This window comes from Pedobacter roseus (assembly GCF_014395225.1).
GTDB lineage: Bacteria > Bacteroidota > Bacteroidia > Sphingobacteriales > Sphingobacteriaceae > Pedobacter > Pedobacter roseus.
Genome location: NZ_CP060723.1, coordinates 2145561 through 2167154 on the forward strand (window position 1 = coordinate 2145561; position 21594 = coordinate 2167154).

Genomic DNA, 21594 nt, shown 5'->3' on the forward strand with positions numbered 1-21594 from the left:
ATTACTTCGGAGATCAGTAAGGACGCAGGAAAATTATTATTTTTACGATTATCTTCCCAAACATTATTTACAATTCATGGTTTTTAAATAAAAATATTGTACCCGGCCAGGTATTACTAACTATTTATGACTGAAAGTATTAAAATTCTAATTGCCGATGATAGTGAGATGATGAGGCTGGTAATGAAACGTTTATTTAATAAATACATCGTTTCACCGAATATTTCTGAAACCAGGAATTTACCTGATGCCATCAATTATCTTAAAGTTGAACGTGTAGATTTTTTGCTTTTAGACATCAACATGCCGCATGGAGATAGTAACCCAGATACCATTAGGGAAATTTTAGCCATCCAGCCCGATATTAAAATCTGTATGTTCAGCGGTAATGACAAAGACGCGTTACAGCAGGATTTTTTAGCCGCCGGCGCCGTTGGTTTTGTTCAAAAAGATGAAAAAATGGGTGATTCCCTTCAACAGGTAATCAATAGGGTTTTTAATTAAACCTTTTCGAGTTTCTTTTCTTCTTCCAGTTTACCAGATATACTTGCGCCTGCAATTAATAGTTCGTGTGTTATGGTTTTGGTGTATTCCGTTATTTCTGATTTAAAATCTTTTACCGATGATCCTGAGCGAATTTCTTCCAGGCGTTTTTCCCATTGTCCGGTGAGTTCGGCCTGCGCAATCTGTTTATCTTTAACTACTTCGTAAACAGCCAAACCTTTATTGGTAGGCACCAGATTTCTTTTCTCCCTGGTAATGTATTCCCTGGTAATTAAAGTTTCGATGATGGATGCACGTGTTGCGGGAGTGCCTAAACCACTGTCTTTCATAGCATAGCGCAGTTCTTCATCTTCAATTTCTTTACCACAGGTTTCGAGTGCTTTTAATAACGACGCCTCATTATACATGGGTTTTGGTTTGGTCTGCTTTTCTAAAAGCGATTTTTCTGTAATTGGCAGCAATTCGCCAACTGCAACTTTGGGTAGCGCAGCATTATCTTCGTCTTTTTTATCATCTTCCGGATCATTAAAAACAGCCCTCCAGCCTGCAGAGCGGATTACAGTTCCATTGGCTACAAAGGTAAGGCCCGATTGTATGGTAATTTTAGTGAGTTCTTTTAAACATTCCTGATGGAAAGCTTCAATCATGCGGCCTACAACCATGTCGTATACGGCCTGTTTATCCGGACTTAAGCCATAAGCCTGCTCGCCAGTAGGTAAAACAGCATGGTGATCGGTTACTTTCTTCGCATTAACACTTCGTTTATTAAGTGTAACTGTCTGTAAAAACTGTGCCTGCTTTCCAAAATCGGGATGATCAGTAAATTTTGCAATCAGATCCGGAACGCCTGCAAAAACATCATCTCCAATATAACGCGATCCGGTACGGGGATAGGAAACCAGTTTACTTTCGTAAAGGTTCTGCAAAATATTCAGCGTTTGGTCTGCAGTATATCCTTTTTTCTTATTGGCTTCCTGTTGCAAGCTACTTAAATCGTGCAATAGTGGTGGCGGTTCTTTTCTCGGTTTTGCTTCAACCGCTGTAATGTTACCACCCGTAGGGAAACCGGATGCCACATCTTCTACCAGTGCAAATAACTTTTCTACTTCTTCTTTATCTTTATAATTGGAGGTAGAAACTGCTTTAAAAGGCTGCTCATCTTTGGTGAGCAAAATGCTGATCTGGTAGTAAGTTTGCGGAACAAAGTTTTTAATCTCTAAAAAACGTGCGCAGATCATCGCCAGGGTAGGTGTTTGCACCCTTCCTAATGAAAGTACTGTCCGGTTACCTGCAGAGATACTTAGCGCCTGCGTGGCATTCATACCCACCAGCCAATCAGATTCTGAGCGGCAATGTGCAGAATTAAACAACGTATCGTAATCGGTACCTGGTTTTAGGTTCCTGAATCCATCCTTTATGGCTTCATCTGTTTGTGAGGAGATCCAAAGGCGTTTAAAAGGTTTTTTGCACTTTAAATAATAGTAAATATACCGAAAGATTAATTCACCCTCACGCCCGGCATCCGTTGCCACAATAATCTCTGTGGCTTCATCGAAAAGTTTTTTAATGGTATCCAGCTGTTTCCTCACCGCCGGATCTTCTACAAAACCATCCTTTGTTTTGATCTTTCTTACGGCGAGTTTGAATTTTTGCGGCAGCATGGGTAAATGCTGCTTCCGCCAGCCGATAAAGCCATAATCTTGTGGTGGTGCCAATTGTAACAAATGCCCAAATGCCCAGGTAAAAGAATATCCTTTACCTTCAATGTATCCATCTTTTCTGGTGGTTGCTCCGAAAACTTTAGCAAGTTCACGACCAACAGAGGGCTTTTCTGCAATTACAATCTTCATGAATGGGCTTATCTTTTCAGTCCCAAAGATGCTCAAAATAATGGCAATAGCTTAAAAAAATTACTCACAATGCCATTTAATGCTCTTTTTTAAAAACAAATATCTGCTAAGTTTGTCCATGATCTGTGTTGATAATTTTTCTATCAAATTGATTAACAATTCGGTAATACATCGATCTAACCGCTACAACTGATTTTTATTAATGGACAAAACTTATGATCTGCTGGGAAGCAAAATAAAGGTGGCGCTAGAACCACAGCTGATTAGGGTGTACAGCAACGCCGCACTCTGGCAATTTCTTGATGGGAAAGCCGATAGCCGGTTTAGCCTCATGGTTGATGTGGTTAAAGCGGATTACCAGCAACACTTTGGCAAAGCGCTCTCCATTTCAAACGATTCCCTCATTGTAGAGATTCTTGTTCACGTATATTGCGATTACCTGGGGTTGAATTTTAACCGTATGGTGAAGGTAAAATGGATCCAGGCCCTGGTGAAAAAGCTGCTTAAACGAGCCGAAGTGGTAGATTGTGGCGAAAAAGGTGTAGACAGCAACCGTTGGGTTTGGGACTTACTGGCGGGCAGCAAATCCCTTTTTATCCGAATGCTTCCTAAAAATCTTAATGCAAAAAATATCAAACAGTATTAATCTACCTGGGCAGCGAAGAACTGTTCCTGGTTTAAAACTACACTTGCAGCCAGGGTTTCATTTAAAAAGCCCGAGTTATATTGCTGGTCAGAATTATTGATGAAAAGCACGGTGCGGTCTGAAATGGTATTAATGACCTGATCGGCTAATTTTGCCGGAACTGCCGGACAACCCTGACTTCTGCCCAATCTACCCAATTGATCGATGCTTTGCTGGCTTACATAACTTGCTCCATGCACTACGATTGATCTTTCCCTGGCATTACTGTTAAAACCCTGATCCATGCCGTCCAATTTAAGCGAACGGCCATGTTTACCATTATAAATTTCGCCGGTTAAATAAAAGCCCAAACTGCTCTGGTTGGAGTTGATGTTATTGGAGAAAGATGAAGGTTTATCACCACCACTGTTTTGGCCATGGGCTACCCAGGTGTTCATTAATAGTTTCCTGTTAGCCAGATCTATGATATAAAGGCGCTTTTTGCTGCTTTCCTGATCGAAATCGGCAATGGTTAAGATGGATTTGGCATGTAATAAACCCGAATATTTCATGTTGTAAAATCCGGTTAATGCCTTTTCGAAAACCTGTTCACTTAGTCCGGCAGAATCTAAATGTACCTGATGATAAATGTTTAAGATAAATTGATTGTAAAGGCTATCTGCAGCTATGGCCTTAACTGCTTCTTGTTGTGAGTGTGGAAGCTCCACGGCTTTCCAACTTGTTCCGACAATGCTCATACCCGCTAATAAAATCGTAGCAATGCCCAGGATGTGTCTCTTCATTCAGTTTGGTTTAGTTTGATATTGAGCTATTTATACGGTAGTTTTGCTTAAATGTTGCCCATATCTATTTTGTAGTGCTAAAAATACAGGTTGTTTTACACTCTCGTGACTTAATTGGTGATTATATAGCTGTTAAGAATGTGAATTTCTCATTATTCAAAGAATTACGCTAACAAAGCCATTTATTTAGTGTTATCTCTTAAATCTCGGACTATGAAAATTTTATTAACTGGTGCAAATGGCTATATCGGTACAAGATTGCTTCCGCTTCTACTGGAAGAAAAGCATGAAATTATTTGTATGGTCAGGGATAAGCGTCGGTTCATTTCCGAATCTGAATTAAGCGATCAGGTAAAAATTATTACCGGTGATTTGCTTGAAGCTGAAACCTTAAATGAAATTCCTGAAGATATAGATGCCGCTTATTACCTGGTGCATTCCATGTCATCCAGCCAGACCGGATTTTCGGATATGGAGAAAGCCTCTTCCGAAAATTTTTCTGAAGCGGTTAAAAAGACAAATTGTAAGCAGATTATTTATTTAACGGGCATAGCCAACGATGAACATTTATCCAAACATTTAGGATCGAGGTTGGCAGTTGAAGAAGAACTCAAATCATCAGGAAAAGCCTGCACCATTTTAAGGGCTGCCATTATTATTGGTTCAGGAAGTGCCTCATTCGAAATTATACGCGATTTAACCGAAAAAATTCCTTTCATGATCACGCCAAAATGGGTGGAAACACGCTGTCAGCCAATTGGCATACGCGATGTTTTAGCTTATCTGATCGGTGTATTGCACAATGATAAAGCTTATGATCAAACTTTCGATATTGGCGGACCTGATATATTGACCTATAGAGAAATGCTTCTGGGTTATGCCAAAGAACGCGGATTGAAAAGATGGATTGTAACTGTTCCCGTTTTAACGCCAAGGTTATCTTCACTTTGGCTAAACATGATTACACCCGTGCCTTATTCGCTCGCGAGAAGTTTGGTGGATAGCATGAAAAATGAAGTGATATGTAAGGATAACCGGATTCAGGAAGTGGTGCCACGCGATTGTTTAAGTTACGCTGAATCATTACATCTCGCCTTCGAAAAGATCGACCAGAATTCTATTGTATCGAGCTGGAAAGATGCTTTGAACCGCGGTTATCTTCATTCAAATTTTATGGACCAGATAAAAGTACCGCAAAATGGTACGCTTCAATATAAAGTTAAAATGCCTTTTGAACGTAAAGCTGAGGAAGTATTTGACAATATCTGGAGCATTGGTGGAAATAGGGGTTGGTATTTTATGGATTGGCTTTGGCATTTACGTGGCTTTTTAGACAAAATGTTCGGTGGGGTAGGAACACGCAGGGGGAGAACCAGTAATACTGATCTGCAGGCAGGTGATGTACTGGATTTTTGGCGGGTTTTGCTTGCAGATAAAAAAGCTAAAAGACTGTTGTTGTATGCAGAAATGAAAGTGCCTGGTGAGGCCTGGCTGGAACTAAAATTGGTAGAATTTCATGGAAAAGCTTTTTTATCACAGATTGCCACTTTCAGGCCAAAAGGTTTATGGGGTAGGGTATATTGGTACGCCATGTGGCCCTTTCATATTGTGCTTTTTAAAGGTATGGCTAAAGAGATTACGACTTATCAACCCAATAATTAAATCTATTTAGCTATTTTTGCCAAATAGATTAAAAAAATGGCCGACCAAGAAAATGATTATTCCTTCTGGACAAAATACAAGAGATTTGCGTCTACAGAAATCTTAATGTATCTCATTATGATTATCGGAATCGGTTTGGGGATTATTTTTTTAAGCTAAGGGCAAGTTTTAAATAATCAGCTGAATTTACATCGTTAATAAATTTCGAAAAGTCAGCATATTTTTCCGCAGGAAACGTTCCATCGTTTAAAATAAACTTTCTATAGTAGGTTAATTTTTTGCCTCCTACAGATGTTTTACAAACATATTGCCCAAAATCACTTTTAAAAGTTTTATCCTGTCCTATAATTAATGTGGTATCTACATTATCAGGTAGGGTATATACAATCGTATCTTCATCTGTATAACCACGGTTAATGTATACAGGCAAAATTCTGTTTTTAATTTCGGGGATTGATTTTTTGATGTTAAAGACATTGAGCTGTAAAAACATTTTGTTGCCATTAACAGGCGCGTAGTTACGGATATTAAGGGTAATTTCTTCCGTTAATTTAGGCGCTATATCTTTTTTCTGTGCAAAGGCTACCGCGTCAAAATCTATATTATCGATATTGTAGGTTTCTTTAAGCAATTTATGTTGTTCGGTGATGGATTTACCAATCAATTCTTCCTGATTTTCGTATTGTGAACCTTCATAAACCGTATTCATTTTCCCGGTAATGTTTCCATCGGCCTCGATAATGAGGTTTGCTTTGCGGATCTGCAGGTTTTCTGCAGTGGTTAATTTTGGGGTATGCAACAATTTCCCTCCTTCAGGCGTACAGGCCAGTACCAGCCGGTCGTCGGTAAAATCGCTTAAAAAGCCAAATGGAATTTTCTGACTGGTGCACTCCAGCCAGGTGGTATCGCCTTTTAAAGGCATGCAAAGAATAATGTGGTTACCCTGCACCATACTTGCATATTTCGGATCCATGCTCTTTTTTTCTGAACCAGCCTCTACCACACAGTAATGTGATTCTATATCGGCTGCACTTAACAGGCTTTGCATGTAGTTAACCAACGCTTTACAATCGCCATAACCCAGGCGGTCTACCTCGCTGGCAGCAATGGGCTGAAAACCACCAATACCAATCTGCACACTGATGTACCTGGTTTTGTCCTGCAGGTACTGGTAAATTTTGCGTGCTTTATCTTTGTCGGTTTTTTCGTTTTTAACCAAATCTTTCACCATTTGAACGGTTGCAGGTGACAATGTTTTACGCTCTTTTAATAAATCGTCATAAATCCATTTGCCTAATTCTTGCCAGTTTGTGTAATTTCCTTTGTGGTTATAATAGTAAAAATCCAGAGGGGCAATCTGGATGCTGGTGGCATAAGTTTCATGAGCAGGGCTATAAGGTTCAGTTCTAACCGCCAGTATATTATTTACTTTCCAGATGGTTTTTTTCTGTTTTTCATCGGTGATTACTTCTGGTGTACCGTTATAATTTTGGGTTTTTACCCTTGTCTGATCAGTAGGTTTACAGATGAAAGTATAACTGCTTTTTTCCACTGAAACATCGTCGGCCGGTTTAGGTGTCCAATCGGGGATAATGAGGTTCTGTTTATTCCTGATTTCGTAATTGTAAACCACCGTATAAGGATATTCGTTAACTGATGGAAGGTAATGTTTCACACGGCTATCCACAAAAAGGGAGAAACCGTCAGCTGCACTCACATCTGCAAAATTGCTTTGATTAAACTTAGTGACCGGAAGGCCAACGCTGTTGTACACTTCGCCCTTAATTCCTTTAATTGATATATTTTTATCATAGTAGATCACCAAACGGGCTTCATCTTCACCATTTTGGTTAAACACGGTGATGGCCTTTTTAACGCTCAGCATTACATTATCAGGCGCTCGCATATCGATTACGGTTTCCTGGTTACGGATACAGGCATTGGCTCGGTTACGCAGGCTCGATGGTATTAAATCAACATCGTAATTATCCTGGGCAAAGCCAATAAAAGAGATGAAAAGTAAAGATATCGCCGTGAAAAAAAATTTCATCTAATTTGATTTTTTTAGTAAAAATTCAGTTTTCTGATTCTGAATGATCTTGCTGTAAAATTCCTTTAAAAAAAGGTATTCGTCTGGTTGATAAATGGCATTATTAAACTGCAAAATCTGACTTACGGAAATGGTATTATCTTGTAAACCAGTTTGCAGCAAGTATTTTCCTCCGGCATTTGGCAAACCAATGGCCATATCTTTTGGTTTTTCCAACAGTTCGTAATTATCCGGCAATGTTACATTAATGATAATTCGCTCATCAGATGCGGCACCCAAATCAACGGGGTAAGTACGTTCGTTTAAGTTGAATGGGTTTTTCGAAATGGGGTTAATAAAAAACGGACTGAAATAAAATTGTTTGTTGTTCGATCCATCATTAACCGTAAATTCAATTTCATATTTTTCTGTTAGCGCATTTTCAACGCTATCTAAGTTAGAAATGCTGTGCTCCAGTATTTTAATCCTGGTTAAACGCTCATCCAGCTTTTCTACATATTCATCAGGAGAGTTGTAGCGCGAAATATCCTTTCTTTTTGCATGAGCTGCATACCCCATACTATGCGTTAGCAGCGTTCCGACAATTTTCCCATCAGTAGTCATTTTACCGGTTAGGATATAATTTGTTGTAGATTTCTGACTTGCTTTTAAATCGATCCAGTACGAAGGTTTTTTCAGGTTAATTACCCTGCCCTGATCATTGATACACCTCAAGGGCAACAGGGCAAAGGGCAGGAGTGGTTCTGTAGCATCCAGTAAATAACTTTTATCGCCAATATTTACCTTGGCCACCAAGTAGTTAAAATCGCTCATTACAGGATAAAGTTTGTTAACGGTACCATTATCACGTGTAGATAAAAGAACCGCTTCGGCATCGAGGTTAGCAGCAGAAAGTGCAGCAATTAAACTCAGGTTAACATCTGCCACATTGCCCGATCTGTTATCAAGTGCTTTTTTTATATTATCTTCTGAATATATTCCATAATAATTATTCCATTTGATCTGTTTTTTGATGTAATTATAAATGGCTTTGGCTTTTTCAAGGTCGTCGGTACTGCCCTTGGTAATGGATGGAAGAAGTTCTTTAAAAACATCTTTTCTTTTCATCTGGTCTCCCAGCGTTTTGTAATTAGAAAGTTCATAATCAATATCTTTCCAGGTTTTGGTATAGGAGGTTTTTCCACCATTGATATTTTGCATATCAGAAAGCTCAAAATAAATGGCTGATTTAAAATTACTTGGAGCCGTCATATTATCTTCCTCTATAAAAGCCGGGACATTTTTCATCAGGTAAGTCATCTTCGAGCAGTCGATTGCAACGCCTGATAAACGCAAACACTCTTTGCTTAGCTCCGATTTCTGATCGGTCAGTTTCTGAAAACCACGTAACGAAACATTGTAATTATAAATGCCGGGGATATAGGCTACATATTCACTGGATACTTTTGGGATATCACCCTGAAATTCCCACGTTTTATAATTGAAGAGGTTTGGCGATCTTAAAATATAACTGTACTCAATTATGGATCCTTCTTTCAGATTAGGAAGGGTAAATTTGGTCAGGCGGGTATATTTCGACCTGTTTTCTGTAAAAACAGCTTTTTTATCCATCACCGTTTCCACAAAGTTATTATCAGTGTAATTAAAGGTTGATGCTTTTAAATCGCTTATCGTTTCCTCACGGTTACTGTCTTTATAAGTTGGGATTACAATATTGGCTTCCTTAAAACCTTCTTTATTGTAAATTTTGATTTTTACGTGGTGTTCAAAAATCAAAACCAGGCTATGGGTATTGTCGTCTAGCTGGATGGAAGCTGTTCCAAATTCTTTTAAAACGATAGCATTCGCATTGCTATCGATGGTTTTTCTGTCGAACTGGTAATCATCATGGGTAATGGCCCCATAGTTAAAGTTTTGAGCTTGAGCAGTTAATGAAAGAATTAATGCAAACAGTAAACTTAGCGTCTTATTCATTTGAGCGTATATAAATTGGCGCAATTTAGTGCTAGAAACTAACATTCTGAAATAATTTGACAATTAAATTTATAAATTAATAAAGGGGTTTTAGAGAACTAATGAAACCTTTTTAGCACTTTTGAAAAAAAGAATTTGACATTCCGATTCAAACCTAAATGTCGCCAATCTCACATCTTACAAAATGAAATTAAATTTAAAACGCCCTTTAGCCTTTTTCGACCTAGAAGCTACAGGGATAAATGTTGGAGCCGATAGAATAGTAGAAATTGCGATTTTAAAAGCCATGCCAGATGGCACTGAAATTGTTAAAACATGGCGTGTAAACCCCGAAATGCCAATTCCTTTGCAAACATCGTTAATACATGGTATTTATGATGAAGACATTGCAAACGAGCCTACTTTTAAAGCCCTTGCTGTAGAAATAGCCGAATTTATAGGTGAAAGCGATCTGGCGGGATACAATTCGAATAAATTTGATATTCCGATGCTTTTAGAAGAATTTTTGAGGGCTGAAGTTGATTTTGACATGAACAACCGCAAGTTTGTTGATGTGCAGAACATTTTCCACCAAATGGAACAACGTACTTTAAAAGCAGCCTATAAATTTTATTGCCAGGAAGACCTGATTAATGCACACGCTGCTGAAGCCGATGTAATTGCCACCTACAAGGTTTTACTTGGTCAATTGGAAATGTACAAAGATACCGAATTTGAGAGCAAACAAGGTGTGAAAAGCATTCCGGTGGTGAACGATGTGGATGCGCTGCATATTTTTACCAATATCAATAAACCGGTAGATTTTGCCGGGCGTTTGGTTTATAACGATAATGATGAGGTATGTTTTAATTTTGGTAAACACAAAGGTAAAACCACCCAACAGGTATTCTCTGTAGAGCCTAGTTATTATGCCTGGATGAAAAATGGTGATTTCCCACTCTATACCAAGAAGAAACTCGATGAGGAATGGGCAAAGTTTAATGCTAAGAAGAACGAAAACAAGGCGCCAAAGCCGCAAAGCAATCCACCGGGAAATAAACCTGCCTATCAACCAAAACCACAGCCTAAACCAGAAAAACCTGCACAACCGATCAATAACGATATGTTAGAGCAGTTGAAAATGAAATTTGGTAAATAGGTTGGTTAATCGGTTAATTGTTTAAATCGGTTAATTGATGTTGAACGCTATGCCCATTGCGCTAAATCTTAAAAAACTAAACCCTGTGAGTAAGAATGATTAACCACAGATAAATATGATGAACACAGATAAATAGGTTAATAATACACATAGAAATAATTGGGTTGCTTACCTGAATTGGTTTTCAAAAATCTGTGTTTAATAGTGTCCATCCGTGGTTAAAAAATATTTTGCAAGTAGGGATTATGAACCACAGATAAATAGGATGAACACAGATAAATAGGTTATAATATACATGGAAATAATTGGCTTGCTTACGGAATTAATTTTCAAAAAATCTGTGTTTATCAGTGTTCATCCGTGGTTAAAAAATATTTTGCAAGTAGGGATTATGAACCACAGATAGTTGAGTTAATTGGAAGAACTTAATTCTATAACTGAGAAAATAATTGGTGCTGCATACGCGGTTTCAAATACGCTTGGTTCTGGTTTTCTGGAAAAGGTTTATGAAAACGCAATGTTTTTGGAAATATTAAAGTCTAATTTATCTGTGCTTAAACAGTATCCTTTAAATGTTTACTATGAAGATCAAATTGTTGGCGAGTATTTTGCAGATTTAATAGTCGAGGATCAAGTCATTGTTGAAATTAAAGCAATTAGAGAGCTGAATGAAATCCACCAAGCACAGCTTATGAACTATTTAGCAGCTTGCAATAAAAGATGTGGATTATTGATAAATTTTGGAAAACCTAGAATAGAAATTAAAAGAATATTAAATGGCTTCTAGTCTTTTATAAAAAAAAAAATCTGTGTTTATCTGTGTCCATCTGTGGTTAAAGAAAATATAAATGAAATCTATTAAAATATTAAGTCTGTTGTTGTTCAGTGCGGTTTATGCCAGTGCGCAAACAACCCTGCCGATAGCGCCTGAGTTTCAGAAAACCTATCAAAAGGAGACCAGGAATGCAAACGGAAAACCTGGCAAAAACTATTGGCAAAATACTTCAAAATATGATCTGAATGTGGATTTTAATCCTACCAGCAGGTTGTTAAAAGGTAAGGTACAGGTAACTTATACCAACAATAGTCCTGATACTTTGAAGGAAATTTGGTTTAAACTTTATCCAAACCTATATAAAAAGGGTACGCCGAGAAAATCAAAATTCGCAGAATCTGATTTGGGTGATGGTGTAGCGATCGAAAAGATGGCCGCAAATGGAAAACCGGTTACAGATTTTAAAATTGACGGCACCAATATGACAGTAAACGTTCCTGCTGTTTTGCCTGGTAAAACGATCAGCTTTTTAATTGATTATAGTTATACTTTAAATAAAGGCTCGCACATGCGTACTGGTCAGGTAGATGAAGGTTCGCATTTTGTAGCTTATTTCTTCCCGCGCATTGCCGTATACGATGATGTTGATGGCTGGAATAAATATCCTTACACCGGTGCAGAAGAGTTTTATAACGATTTCGATCAGTTTAATGCATCCATTACGGTACCCGGCGGGTATGGTGTTTGGGCGACCGGCGATCTGAAAAATCCTTCGGAAGTTTTTCAGAAGGATGTTGTTTCCAGAATGTTATCTGCTGAAAAAAACGATGCCGTTATTGATGTAATTACGGATAAAGATCTGGCTGATAAAAAAGTAACACAACCAAATGCTTTTAATACATTTAAGTTTGAAGCCAAAAATGTCACCGATTTTGTATTTGCCCTGAGCGATCATTACCTGTGGAAATCGAGCAGTTTGGTTGTAGATCCTAAAACGAAAAGAAGAACCCGTGTGGATGCCGTTTTTAATCCAAAACATAAAGATTATTATGAGGTAATTGATTTTGCCCGTAAAACAGTAGAAGCAATGAGTTATACTTTCCCGAAATGGCCTTATCCATATAACCACGAAACCATTTTTGATGGCTTAGACCAGATGGAATACCCGATGATGGTGAACGATAATCCCGTTGATAACCGCACAGACGCCATAACCTTAACCGATCACGAAATTTTCCATACCATGTTTCCATTCTATATGGGTATAAACGAAACCAAATATGGCTGGATGGATGAGGGCTGGGCGACAATAGGCGAGTGGTTAATTTCTCCAATCATTGATCCGACCATCGTGGATGAATATGGTGTTCAGCCTACGGCTTCTTCTTCAGGGGGAAAAGACGATACCCCAATTATGACGCTAACACCAGATTTAAAAGGATCGGGTTCTTTTACCAACTCTTATCCCAAACCTGGATTAGCTTACCTTTTTGTAAAAGATTACTTGGGTGATGAGTTATTTACCAAATCTTTACATACTTATATCAAAAACTGGAATGGTAAACACCCTATGCCTTACGATTTCTTTAACAGTATAAATGACGGTAGTGGCAAAAATTTAAACTGGTTCTGGAAAGCCTGGTTTTTTGAAGGTGGCGTAACAGATATGGCGATAAAAGCTGTGGATAAAACTTCAGGTGGTTATACCGTTACTGTTGAAAATAAGAGCATTAAGCCTTTGCCTATCGATTTAACCTTGACTTTTGAGGATGGTTCAGTTGAAAAAAACCATAGCACCATTGGTGTATGGGAAAAAGGGAATCAACAGGTGAAAATTGAGTTGAAAACGAATAAAAAACTTTCCAAAGTGGTGATGGGAAATCCACATACTCCTGATAAAGTGAAAAGTGATAATAGTTTTTCTGTGAATTAGAATTGAAAGGCTATATTAGCTTTAAAAGAAAAAATGGGTTAGGTTTTAACTTAAGCCATTTTTTATAGTAAATAAATTTAAATAATATGTTTTTGGCTCCTAATTTCGTCATTGCGAACTGAAGAAGGGGGCTTGTGTAGGGAGTGAAGCAATCTTTTTTGATAACAAAGACATGATGGATTGCTTCGGCTCGCTCATTTCCAGCCTCGCAATGACGAGATGTTCTATAATGAATTGATATTCAGTCGAAAAAATAGAAAATTCAGTTTAAATAAATAAGTTTTCGCCTGCTGCTACTATATTTTCTTTATTAATAAGGTTTAAGTTAGGTACATGCCCCAGGCTTTTTACTTTGCCATATTGTTGAATATACCTTTCGGTCTCTTGATTTTCATCTCCGTTAAAAACGATTCCCTTCACGGGAATTTCATACTGTTTAAGCAAATGGAGTGATAAAAGGGTGTGATTAATGCTGCCAAGATAATTTTGAGAGACCAATATTACTTCTGCATTTAATTTTTTAATCAGGTCAATAATCAGTTCGTTTTCATTTAGCGGAACCATTAATCCACCGGCACCTTCTATAATTAAATGATTATCAGTTGCAGGAGTGTTTATTTTTTGAAGATCAATCTCTATTCCATCAAGCCTGGCCGATAAATGTGGTGATAGCGGCTGTGTTAACCGATAGCTTTCCGGGTGTATGATTGTTTTTTCGTTACTGATTAAACTTTTGATTGTAATGCTATCGCTGGTATCTAAATCTCCAGATTGTATCGGTTTCCAATAATCAGCTTTTAATTTCTCAGTCAGGATGGCGCTGATTAAAGTTTTCCCTATACCTGTTCCTATTCCTGTTATAAAATACGTTGCCATTTAATTTAATTCTTTAAGGTGCTTAACCAACGAAATAATTTCATTGTCGGTATTGAACGTGTGCAGACAAATCCTCAGCCTCTCTTTGCCTAAAGCTACAGTTGGACTTAATATTGCCCTAACATCAAAACCTTTACTTTGTAATGTAGTTGCGGCCTGTTTGGTGGTTTCATTTGAAGAAAAAATTACGCCCTGAATGGCGCTTTCGCTATCGAGCGCGTTGATATTTTGTTCTTTTAATACTTTTCTGAACAGGCTAATTTTTTGATGAATGAGCTGGTGATCTATGTTATTCAAAAACTGGTAAGCTGATTTAATGGCTACAATATTATGAATTGGCGATGCTGTAGTATAAATGAAAGATCTTGCAAAATTGATCAGGTAATGACGCAGGCTTTTACTGCCCAATATAATGGCGCCATGTACGCCCATCGCCTTGCCGAATGTAACAATACGTGCGAATACCTTTTCCCTTAGGTTTAACTGGTTGACTAATCCTTGCCCTTTGTCGCCAAAAACGCCTGTGGCATGTGCCTCATCCACGATTAGACTGGCCTGGTACTGTTCGCAAAGGTTTGCTATTTCGATCAGCGGGGCAATATCGCCATCCATAGAATAAACACTTTCTACCACCACGAAAATGTTTCCTTTTGCCAGTTGAAGCTTTGTTTCGAGGTCGTTAGTGTTGTTATGAAGAAATTTGTAGCGGGTGGCATGGCTTAAGCGACAGCCGTCTATAATACTGGCATGAATCAGCTCATCGGTAATAATGGTATCGCCACGTTGCGGAACGCTCGACAGCAAGCCTATATTTGCATCATAACCGGAGTTGAAAATCAAACCACTCTCGGCCAGGTGAAAATCAGCAATAAACTGTTCGGTTTCTTCAGTATATGCGGTATTGCCGCTGAGCAACCTCGAACCTCCTGCACCATTTAAATAATGAGGAATCTTTGCTATATGATCTTCGATCAGTTTTTTTAGCCCGGCTGATCTGGCAAAACCTAAATAATCATTTGAACAAAAATCAACAGGAGGGATGCTGGTTGATAAATTCCTGATGGAAAGGTTTTCCTTCCGCTCCTGAAGTTTGCCGTTAAGAAACTGTTCCATTTTGCTCATCGGTCAAAAGTAAATAAAGAGATAGCATAAAATATAAATCTTTCAAAAAAAATGACACAAATCGTTTACAGTTCGTAAAGGTCATATCTGGTTTAGAATTGATAAATTTGTACTGTTATGCGTGAAAATAAATATGATGACAGCGAGTTTTTTAAACAGTATAGTTTAATGAACCGCTCGGTAAATGGTTTGGAAGGGGCAGGAGAATGGCATATCCTCAGAAGCCTTTTTCCTGATTTTGAAAACAAAATTGTGCTGGATTTGGGTTGTGGCTTTGGCTGGCATGCTAAATATGCAGCTGATCATGGCGCAAAATCAGTTGTAGCGATCGATTTATCTGAAAATATGCTAAAAAAGGCAATTGAGATCAATTCCTCGCCAAAAATAGATTATCAGTTGTGTGCAATAGAAGATTTTAATTTTAAAGAGGAGGCCTATGATATTGTAATTAGTTCGCTTTCTTTTCATTACTTAACCTCATTTGAGGAAATATCTTGCCAAATAAATAAAAGTCTTGTAAAAGGTGGAGTTTTTATTTTTTCTGTTGAACACCCCATATTTACCGCTCAAGGCAAACAGGATTGGAGTTATGATACAGAGGGAAAACCGATGCACTGGCCGCTTGATGATTATTTTATGGAAGGTAAACGTACTGCCAATTTTTTGGGAGCAGATGTGGTGAAATATCACAGAACATTAACCTCATATATAAGCAGTTTACTTAATAACGGTTTTGAAATCAAAGCCCTGGTAGAACCAACACCTAGTGAATTGAGCTTATTGGAAATCCCTGAAATGAAAAATGAACTGAGGCGCCCCATGTTTTTGATCATCTCTGCACTTAAAAAATAATCGTTTGAGCAAAAAAAAGCGTTCCAGATAACCGGAACGCTTTTAAAAATTAATTAATTACGCTTTATTTTATCTATCCTTGTGCAGGTGGATTAGAAACTACAGGTGCTTTATCTTTATTTCCTCTGCCCATTCCTTTTCTCATTTTCTCTCCTTTTTCTCTGGCTTCGGCGCGGAAAGCATCCATTTTAGTTTTTTGATCTGCAGTTAAAACAGCATCTATTTTAGCTTTTTGCTCATCCATTGCCGCTTTACGCTCTTTCATCTTGCCTTTCATGTCGCCTTTGTCAGCAGATCTCCAGGTATCCATTTTCTTTGCGTTTTCCAACTCAATGGCATAGATCTTAGTTTTCTGATCGGCAGTTAAGCTTAACTGTTTTTCCAATCTTGCGGTTACTTTGTCTGCCCTTTGTTCTGCAGTCATTTTTGGCATTGGCCTTCTGGCATGCTTTGTTGTGTCTTGGGCAAATGCAGCGGTTAAACCCATTACTGCAATTGCGATTGTTAAAATTGCCTTTTTCATGTTATGTTTTTTTATGTGTTTGTTGAATTAATAGATACATAAAAACGCAAACGGTTTAATCGGCTCTTGTTAAAAAATGTTAATTTTTATTTAACTGCGAAATAGATTTCTGCATCTGGGCCATCATTTGCGTCAGGGTTTCCATGGTTGGATCTGGTGCTGGTTCTGGCAAGGAGGTTGATATATAAGCTTTTGCCTTCCAGATTTCGAGAATATCTTCTGCCGCAATAGTATAAGGATCGTATACCTTATTATCAGATATCAATTTCAAATCTTTATTTTCCCTGAAACGGTTGCCAGCTCTTTTATATACAACACCTTCGTTTTTACTGATGACGATGTAAGTTTCTCCGGTTTTTACTTCGTTCCAGTTGTCTAAATATTCACCGATAATCACACTGCCTGGCTGAACAGGTAACATACTATCGCCCATAATTTCAAAAGCCCTGAATGTACCCTGCCTCAAAGCAGCTAAAGGAAGCTGGAATTTAGGAAGATCGCTAATGTACTGTGGATCGGAGAAGCCGTTTAAATAACCCGCACTTGCTTTAACAGGAACCAGTTCGATGTTCTCACGGTCGTTCTGATCTACTGAAATACTGAGTACGCGGAGGTTAGAACCCTGGCTTTTTGGCTTCGGTTTCCAGCTGTCGGATATTTTCTCATTAATGAATTCATCGATGGTCAGATCAAAATATTCTGCTATTTTTTTTAGTAAATCATATTTAGGTTCCGCCCGGTCTTCCTCATAAGCGCCGATAAGCGATCTTTTGATTTCCATAATATCAGCGAAATTCTGCTGTGTATGGCCTTTTTTCTTCCTGAGGTACTTTAAATTATTTGAAATATTCGACATAAAAATAAATTTTAAAATAAATTTGGAATTACTAAAATAGTTAGTAATTTTATGCTCATAAAGTTAGTAATATTATTTTGAATTGCAAGAACATATACTAAATAGTTTAGTTTAAAATTTAAATACAAGATTGATGAAAAAGTTTGTTTATATCGTTACCGACAGAAATCGTACAAGTATGCACGTGGGCATGAGCTCTGATTTGATTAAGACACTGGATTTCTATAAACAGATGCCAAACTTATTTTTTGATAGCGGACAGCAGTTAACCCGTTTGGTTTATTTTGAAGAGTTTAAAACTGAAGCGCAGGCATTGGTTCGCTTTAAATCGATCAGCAGGTTTACGCGTATGCAAAAAGAGCGTTTGGTAAGGTCTTGTAATCCTGACTGGATTGATTTGACTATAGGCCTTGATTTCGAAAATATTCTTTTACATAGAAATATTACCAATCAGGTGAAACTGTCCTTCTCGAGTTTATCTTAGTTAATATTAAGTTTAATAAGGTTGAACAATAGAAGATTACAATGAAAGAAGTAGTGATGTATAAAATTAATGCTTGAATGATCGGTTCTATTAGAGTTTCCAATCATTCAAGCATTTGATAATACCTTGATATAGGTAATTTGAGCTTTTTAAAAGATTATTGGCGAATGAGTAGGTTATCATTTATTCACCACCTAAGAATAGCTGACTTCATATAACTTTACAACATTTCAACTTTCTAACCCTTAGACCTGTAAGCCAATAATTCAGCCTCTCTACCACCCAGGAGCGAAGGTTAAACCAAAAACTCCGGTTTTAACATCTTTTCTTTGAAAAGGGATCGCATAGTAAGGTTCTAATACAAAGTAGCCAAAAACATTTACCCTTAAGGATATACCAACACTCATTGCCGGTACACGTTCTGTGGTAGCCTGATAGGTAACAGGATTTCCTTTGGTATCTAAAACTGGTGCGCCCTTGCTATCTAATAAAGTCTCTGTAGTGTAAGTTGGCTCGCTTTTAAACTTCACTTTGGTATCGTTGGTCCAGGCTAAACCTGCATCAAAGAATAAGTTGAGATCTGAAAATAATAACTTAGATGGAATTGCTGCCAACTTTTTAGGACCTGTAAATGGCAAGCGTACTTCAAAATTGAAGACAGCTATTTTACTACCTGCCAATTGATTGATGTCAAATGATTCTGATGATTGAGCTGACGTATTTTTATAAATCGAGTTCGATTCGTAACCCCGGATGAGGTAAGGATAACCCACATACATCGGATAAAGTCTGTCGGCATCTTTACCAATTCTTAAGGTATTGTAACTTCTCACGGCAAAAGTTACTGGCTTAGCTCTCCAATATTTACGCAGATCGGCTGTTACACCTGCGAAATTATAAGTGCCAAAATATTTTTCTCCACTTACACGGTATCTATAACCATCAAGAGGGCCTGTTAAGCCAAAAATAGAATTATCACCAACAAAACCGGCATTCAATTGATAAAGGGTAAATGAACTTAATGGAATACCAATCGCATCTGCAGCAACATCGTTAGCAACCCTGCTTTTGTCTGAGCCGATATAATAACCGTTCGCATCGTAATAATTGCTATATCTGTCAACACGGTAACTGTAATGCGAAAATGCTCCGCCCAATTCAAAACGGTGTATTTTACTAAATGGATAAGCGCCAAAAACCTGAAACTGGTCTTCAAAAGTTCTCACGATATCTGTTCTATCTACCTGTGCTTTGGTGGTTTTATTATCGCCATTTGGAATATCTTCATAACCATAAGATCTGAATCCTGATACATACGGGATGTGCGAAATGGCTGCTCCCCAGTTGATCCTGCTTTTTTGATTGATGTATCCTACCAATCCACCGAAATCATAAATTTCTCCATTAACGGATAAGTTTGCGATAATCTGATTGGTGCCTAATATATCGCTGAACATTCCCACAATACCTCCGGAAACACCTGTTCCGAAACGGCTGGTAGAAACGCCAACACCGCTGTTTGCCAGGTAATCTAATCTGAATTTTGGTCTGTATGGAACTGTTCTCATCGAATCGGCTACGATTTTTTCGAATCGGTCGAAGTTATTCAGGTTGGAATTGATGATATTTACTCCTATGTTTTCCATAGGAGGGAGGATTGCGGCATCAAAGTTTTCTTCACGATTACCAATGCGTTTGGCCTTGAAGCTGCTCAATTTGGCATTATATAAGGTATAACGCTGGTAACGGTAATAGCTGTATACAATATCATCGGTTGTGGAAACCGATATGGCTGGTGAAAACTCGGTAATTCCACTGATACCGGTAAAGTAATCGGTTAACTGATCAACCGTATTATCAGCGAAATTGTATTTATATAAATTTCTGAAACCATCTCTGTTAGACAGGAAATAGATATTCTGACTGTTTGCAGAAAATTGTGCATTTAAGTTATTTGCTCCTGGAAAAACATCAAGATTACTCACTGTTTTAGAGGCAATATCGTATACTGCTAAGTTAATGGGTAATACAGCATTGATTACATTTGCCTGAATTGCAGCTCTATCTGATGAAAACACGAGTTTTTTACCATCAGGAGAATAACTAGGTGCATAATCAGAATATACATCATCGGTAATTTGTGTTACTGCTTTGGTATCGAGGTTGTAAGAGAAAATATCACTTTGTCCTTCAACCATTCCCGAAAATGCGATATCTTTTCCATTTGGAGACCAGGTTAAATTACCAAATTGCTGCACCTGTGCCATTGGCGTTTGAGAAACAGTATTACCATTGGCTACGTTGATGATCATCATCTGGTTTTTACCCTGGCTGAAAATACTGAAGGCAAACTGTTTACTATCCGGCGACCATGCCCCGGCAGATTCGATAAAGTTAAAATCATCAATGTGACCATTGGATATCTGACTGCTTAATTTCCTGATGATGCGCCCTGTTTTTGCATCTGCAAGGAACAGATCGATGCCAAAAAGATCTTTTTCAGACATAAAAGCCAGGTATTTTCCATCAGGACTAAGGGCAGGGGCAACATTCATATTTCCTGCATTCTTATTATCGATGATTTTCGTACCTGTAATTTTAATCTGAGAACTATCCGCTTTTAACATCGGTTTATAATGTGCATCGATGGAGTTTTTCCAAAGACCAGACAATGTTTTATCATCGTAACCAAATGTATATCGGATGGCATTTTCGTAGCCATATTTTGCGGTGTTCTTGAATAATGGAACAATGGTAGTATCTCCATATTGCGAACCGATATAAGTCCAAAAAGCCTGACCATAACGGTAAGGAAAGTATTTGTTGGAGTTGGTTAAGTCTTTTAGAGAAGGAATATCACGATTCAACATGGCATCGCGCATCCACATGGAAGTGAAGGCATCTTTTTTACCAATAGAAAGGTATTCGGCCATCCCTTCAACCATCCATAAGGGAGTTTGTCCAACATTTTCTAAACTGATCGAATCTTTCTCTAATAAAAGGTGATATTGAAAGGCATGGACCAACTCGTGACCTAAAACGTGCCTGGTTTGACTGTTCAACTCCATGACAGGCATAATTACCCTGTTTTTCAGCGCTTCGGTAACCCCACCTGTACCAATGCCGATTTCTCCGTTAAGTACCGTTGTTTGTTGGAAATCAGGATGGTTATTGTATAAAATAATTGGATTTTTCTTTAAAAAAGTATCTCTAAAAACCTCCTGATGCATTTTGTACCAGGTTTCGGCATCCTGCGAAAAGCGTTTTAAAAGTTTCTCGTTTTTAATGTAATAGTAAATTTCGAAATGGGGTGTTTGTAAAACTTTAAAATCAAGTGTTTTATACCTCACCTTATTTTGACCGAAATATTGTGCTTTAACAGAAAAAGAAAGAATAAGCAACAGCAATAAGGAACAATACCGCTTTAATAAAGTAGAGCCTTTTTTCATATATATGGTTTTAGTAATGTTTGTTCAATAATTTACAAAAATGAAAAGGTAAAAATCCGGAAATAAAAATAGCAATAGTTTAAAAGACTATTAAAAATTTAACACTTTTTAAAATTTC

Annotated in this window: 17 protein-coding genes; 8 read left to right on the top strand and 9 right to left on the bottom strand. The window is 37.8% G+C overall.

What is annotated here, in order from left to right:
* The first annotated feature begins 126 nt into the window (after positions 1 to 126).
* The gene (locus H9L23_RS08860; RefSeq protein WP_187594614.1) at positions 127 to 504 is read left to right on the top strand and encodes a response regulator; all 378 of its coding nucleotides are present in this window, start codon (positions 127 to 129) and stop codon (positions 502 to 504) included.
* On the opposite strand, the gene topB is transcribed toward H9L23_RS08860, so the two are convergent.
* Positions 501 to 2354: a DNA topoisomerase III gene (gene topB, locus H9L23_RS08865; protein ID WP_187594615.1), complete on the bottom strand. Its 1854-nt coding sequence runs from the start codon at positions 2352 to 2354 to the stop codon at positions 501 to 503. The two genes, H9L23_RS08860 and topB, sit on opposite strands and share 4 nt — an antisense overlap.
* 202 nt (positions 2355 to 2556) lie before the next feature.
* On the opposite strand from topB, the gene H9L23_RS08870 reads away from it, so the two are divergent.
* Entirely contained in the window at positions 2557 to 3000 is a 444-nt protein-coding gene (locus H9L23_RS08870) for a hypothetical protein (RefSeq protein WP_187594616.1), read from the top strand.
* On the opposite strand, the gene H9L23_RS08875 is transcribed toward H9L23_RS08870, so the two are convergent.
* Complete coding sequence (locus H9L23_RS08875; protein ID WP_187594617.1) at positions 2997 to 3782, bottom strand: murein L,D-transpeptidase catalytic domain family protein; 786 nt, start codon at positions 3780 to 3782, stop codon at positions 2997 to 2999. The genes H9L23_RS08870 and H9L23_RS08875 overlap by 4 nt on opposite strands.
* Positions 3783 to 3995: 213 nt before the next feature.
* On the opposite strand from H9L23_RS08875, the gene H9L23_RS08880 reads away from it, so the two are divergent.
* A complete protein-coding gene (locus H9L23_RS08880) occupies positions 3996 to 5444 on the top strand; it encodes an SDR family oxidoreductase (protein ID WP_187594618.1) in 1449 nt (482 codons plus the stop codon).
* Positions 5445 to 5586: 142 nt separating this feature from the next.
* Here the strand turns inward: H9L23_RS08880 and H9L23_RS08885 are convergent, their stop codons facing one another.
* Together H9L23_RS08885 and H9L23_RS08890 are read right to left on the bottom strand one after the other, a co-directional pair.
* Positions 5587 to 7494, bottom strand: coding sequence for a DUF3857 domain-containing transglutaminase family protein (locus tag H9L23_RS08885; protein WP_187594619.1), 1908 nt, complete (start codon positions 7492 to 7494; stop codon positions 5587 to 5589).
* Positions 7495 to 9468 carry a DUF3857 domain-containing protein gene (locus tag H9L23_RS08890; RefSeq protein ID WP_187594620.1) on the bottom strand — a complete coding sequence of 658 codons (1974 nt, stop codon included), beginning with the start codon at positions 9466 to 9468 and terminating at the stop codon, positions 7495 to 7497.
* 184 nt (positions 9469 to 9652) lie between these two features.
* On the opposite strand from H9L23_RS08890, the gene H9L23_RS08895 reads away from it, so the two are divergent.
* From H9L23_RS08895 to H9L23_RS08905, 3 genes are all read left to right on the top strand, one after another.
* Positions 9653 to 10606 (top strand): 3'-5' exonuclease, encoded by a 954-nt coding sequence (locus tag H9L23_RS08895; RefSeq protein WP_187594621.1) that lies wholly within the window; start codon positions 9653 to 9655, stop codon positions 10604 to 10606.
* A gap of 415 nt (positions 10607 to 11021) precedes the next feature.
* Positions 11022 to 11393: a GxxExxY protein gene (locus H9L23_RS08900; protein WP_187594622.1), complete on the top strand. Its 372-nt coding sequence runs from the start codon at positions 11022 to 11024 to the stop codon at positions 11391 to 11393.
* A gap of 61 nt (positions 11394 to 11454) precedes the next feature.
* Positions 11455 to 13314 (top strand): M1 family metallopeptidase, encoded by a 1860-nt coding sequence (locus H9L23_RS08905; protein WP_187594623.1) that lies wholly within the window; start codon positions 11455 to 11457, stop codon positions 13312 to 13314.
* Between the two features lie 267 nt (positions 13315 to 13581).
* Here the strand turns inward: H9L23_RS08905 and bioD are convergent, their stop codons facing one another.
* Both bioD and H9L23_RS08915 read right to left on the bottom strand, forming a co-directional pair.
* The gene (bioD, locus tag H9L23_RS08910) at positions 13582 to 14190 is read right to left on the bottom strand and encodes a dethiobiotin synthase (RefSeq protein WP_187594624.1); all 609 of its coding nucleotides are present in this window, start codon (positions 14188 to 14190) and stop codon (positions 13582 to 13584) included.
* Positions 14191 to 15312: an aminotransferase class I/II-fold pyridoxal phosphate-dependent enzyme gene (locus tag H9L23_RS08915; protein ID WP_187594625.1), complete on the bottom strand. Its 1122-nt coding sequence runs from the start codon at positions 15310 to 15312 to the stop codon at positions 14191 to 14193.
* 117 nt (positions 15313 to 15429) lie between these two features.
* On the opposite strand from H9L23_RS08915, the gene H9L23_RS08920 reads away from it, so the two are divergent.
* The gene (locus H9L23_RS08920) at positions 15430 to 16164 is read left to right on the top strand and encodes a class I SAM-dependent methyltransferase (RefSeq protein WP_187594626.1); all 735 of its coding nucleotides are present in this window, start codon (positions 15430 to 15432) and stop codon (positions 16162 to 16164) included.
* Positions 16165 to 16237: 73 nt separating this feature from the next.
* Here H9L23_RS08920 and H9L23_RS08925 read toward each other — a convergent pair whose 3' ends face one another.
* Together H9L23_RS08925 and H9L23_RS08930 are read right to left on the bottom strand one after the other, a co-directional pair.
* Positions 16238 to 16687 carry a hypothetical protein gene (locus H9L23_RS08925; protein WP_187594627.1) on the bottom strand — a complete coding sequence of 150 codons (450 nt, stop codon included), beginning with the start codon at positions 16685 to 16687 and terminating at the stop codon, positions 16238 to 16240.
* 79 nt (positions 16688 to 16766) lie between these two features.
* The gene (locus H9L23_RS08930; protein ID WP_187594628.1) at positions 16767 to 17543 is read right to left on the bottom strand and encodes an XRE family transcriptional regulator; all 777 of its coding nucleotides are present in this window, start codon (positions 17541 to 17543) and stop codon (positions 16767 to 16769) included.
* 133 nt (positions 17544 to 17676) lie between these two features.
* Between H9L23_RS08930 and H9L23_RS08935 the strand changes: the two genes are divergently transcribed.
* Positions 17677 to 18027, top strand: a complete 351-nt coding sequence (locus tag H9L23_RS08935) for a GIY-YIG nuclease family protein (RefSeq protein WP_187594629.1) — start codon at positions 17677 to 17679, stop codon at positions 18025 to 18027.
* A gap of 275 nt (positions 18028 to 18302) precedes the next feature.
* Here H9L23_RS08935 and H9L23_RS08940 read toward each other — a convergent pair whose 3' ends face one another.
* Entirely contained in the window at positions 18303 to 21476 is a 3174-nt protein-coding gene (locus H9L23_RS08940; RefSeq protein ID WP_187594630.1) for a peptidase MA family metallohydrolase, read from the bottom strand.
* Positions 21477 to 21594 lie beyond the last annotated feature (118 nt).